Source organism: Sphingopyxis sp., from assembly GCF_016463645.1.
In the GTDB taxonomy this organism is placed as follows: Bacteria; Pseudomonadota; Alphaproteobacteria; order Sphingomonadales; family Sphingomonadaceae; genus Sphingopyxis.
Genome location: NZ_JAEMQX010000258.1, coordinates 1 through 1,853, shown reverse-complemented (window position 1 = coordinate 1,853; position 1,853 = coordinate 1). Strand labels below are relative to the sequence as shown.

At 66.7% G+C, this 1,853-nt stretch carries 2 protein-coding genes; both read left to right on the top strand.

What is annotated here, in order from left to right:
- Positions 1 to 676: chorismate-binding protein (locus JHC57_RS22325; protein ID WP_294032747.1), on the top strand; the 676-nt coding region annotated here is incomplete at its 5' end.
- Between the two features lie 38 nt (positions 677 to 714).
- On the top strand, positions 715 to 1,779 hold the full coding sequence (locus tag JHC57_RS22320; RefSeq protein ID WP_294032746.1) for an alpha/beta fold hydrolase: 1,065 nt from the start codon (positions 715 to 717) through the stop codon (positions 1,777 to 1,779).
- Positions 1,780 to 1,853: the final 74 nt, after the last annotated feature.

The following is a 1,853-nucleotide window of genomic DNA, read 5'->3' as shown; positions in this document are numbered from 1 at the left end:
CCTCTATTTCCTCGACCTCCCCGGCTTCGCGCTGATCGGTTCGTCGCCCGAGATTCTCGTCCGGGTCCGCGACGGCGAAATCACGATCCGTCCGATCGCCGGCACCCGCCCGCGCGGCCGCACGAGCGCCGAGGACGTCGAGAACCGCGACAGCCTGCTCGCCGATCCCAAGGAACGCGCCGAGCATCTGATGCTGCTCGACCTTGGCCGCAACGACGTCGGCCGCGCCGCGGTGGGCGGCAGCGTGACCGTCACCGACAGCTATACGGTCGAATATTACAGCCACGTCATGCACATCGTCTCGAACGTCATCGGCCGCATCGCGCCCGACAAGGACGCGATCGACGCGCTGTTCGCGGGTTTCCCGGCCGGCACTGTCAGCGGCGCGCCCAAGGTCCGCGCCTGCCAGATCATCGCCGAACTCGAGGCCGATGCACGCGGGCCTTACGCGGGCGGCGTCGGCTATTTCGCGCCCGACGGCAATATGGACAGCTGCATCGTGCTCCGCACCGCGATCGTGAAGGACCGCGAGATGCACGTCCAGGCGGGCGCGGGCATCGTCGCCGACAGCGACCCCGCCTACGAACAGCGCGAGTGCGAGGCCAAGGCCGGCGCGCTCTTCGCGGCCGCGCGCGAGGCGGTGCGACTTGCCGGAACGCCGGGATACGGGCAGTAAGCTTGACCTTGTTCGGCGGCACGCTAGCGTCGCCGCCCATGCGCAAGATCATCGCTCCGATCGCCCTGCTGCTCGCCGGCATCGCTCCCGCCCACGCCCGGACGATCGCAGGCGCCGTCGAAGGCGACGCGATCCTCAAGGATTTCACCTTCGCCAGCGGCGAGAAGCTGCCCGAGCTGAAACTTCACTACACCACGCTCGGCACGCCGCAGCGCGACGCGGCAGGCCATGTCACCAACGCCGTGATGATCCTTCACGGCACCGGCGGTACCGGCAGGCAATTCTTCCAGCCGCAGTTCGCGAACGAGCTCTTCGGCCCCGGCCAGCCGCTCGACACCGGCAGATATTACATCGTCCTGCCCGACAATATCGGTCACGGCGGCTCGTCGAAGCCGAGCGACGGCCTGCGGATGAAATTCCCGAAATACGACTATGACGACATGGTCGCCGCGCAATACCGGATGCTCACCGGGAAGCTCGGGGTGAAGCGCCTGAAGCTGATCCTCGGCACCTCGATGGGGTGCATGCACGCCTTCGTCTGGGGCGAGACGCATCCGGGCTTCGCCGAACGCCTCGCGCCCTTCGCGTGCCAGCCGGTCGAGATCGCGGGCGAGAACCGCATGTGGCGCACCCTCGCGATCGACGCGATCAAGGCCGACCCGCTGTGGAAGGACGGCAATTACACCGATCCGCCGCTCGGCGGTCTCCGCACCGCGGCCTCGCTGACGATGATCGCCGGCGCGAACCCCCATGCGCTGCAGGCGCAGTATCCGACGCGCGCCGCCGCCGAGAAATACAAGGATGAAGCCTTCGCGCGCACCTTCGGTCGCAACGATGCGAACGACACCATCTATCAGCTTGATTCGTCGCGCAATTACAACCCGTGGCCGAACCTCGAAAAGATCGAGGTTCCGCTGCTCTGGATCAACTCCGCCGACGATTTCATCAACCCGCCGGGCTACAGCTACCCGCAGGACGGCGTGAAGCGCATGCCTCGCGCGCGCTACATCCTCATCCCCGCGAGCCCCGAGACCAAGGGCCACGGCACGCACACATGGGCGAAATTCTGGAAAGACGATCTCGCGAAGCTGATGGCGGAGTGACAAAGAAAGAGTTGCCGCCCCCCAAGTTCCCGGGGCTTCCCCCACCCCCGCAAAAGCGTTAGTGCGCCCCCATG